This is a genomic window from Ilumatobacter nonamiensis YM16-303, from assembly GCF_000350145.1.
GTDB classification, from domain to species: Bacteria; Actinomycetota; Acidimicrobiia; order Acidimicrobiales; family Ilumatobacteraceae; genus Ilumatobacter_A; species Ilumatobacter_A nonamiensis.
Window position 1 is genome coordinate 1 of the sequence record NZ_BAOL01000327.1, and the last position, 441, is coordinate 441.

Genomic DNA, 441 nt, shown 5'->3' on the forward strand with positions numbered 1-441 from the left:
TCGATGGACTACGAGGTGTTCCTGCTCTCCCGTGTCCGCGAGGAGTACTTGGCGACGGGTGACAACGACACCGCGGTGATCCACGGTCTGGCGACGACCGCGCGGGTGATCACGTCGGCGGCGCTGATCATGATCTCGGTATTCGGTGGTTTCGTGTTCGGCAGCGATCCCACGACCAAGATGTTCGGGCTCGGCCTTGCGGTCGCGATCTTCATCGACGCGACGATCGTGCGGATCGTCCTGGTGCCGGCGACCATGAAACTGATGGGTGACGCCAACTGGTGGCTGCCCGCCTGGCTGGACCGGATCCTCCCGACGGTCGACATCGACGCCGAGCCGGACGTCCCCGACACGGTCGAGCCTCGTGACGACCGACAGCCCGTCGGCGTCGGATCATGACCGGGTTTCAGCGATCTCGTGAACAGTTCGCGCACGGAGCGC

General features: G+C 65.1%; 1 protein-coding gene. It reads left to right on the forward strand.

Annotation, left to right across the window (positions count from 1 at the left end):
• Positions 1 to 399: MMPL family transporter (locus ON45_RS20465; protein ID WP_040496620.1), on the forward strand; the 399-nt coding region annotated here is incomplete at its 5' end.
• Between the last annotated feature and the right edge of the window lie 42 nt (positions 400 to 441).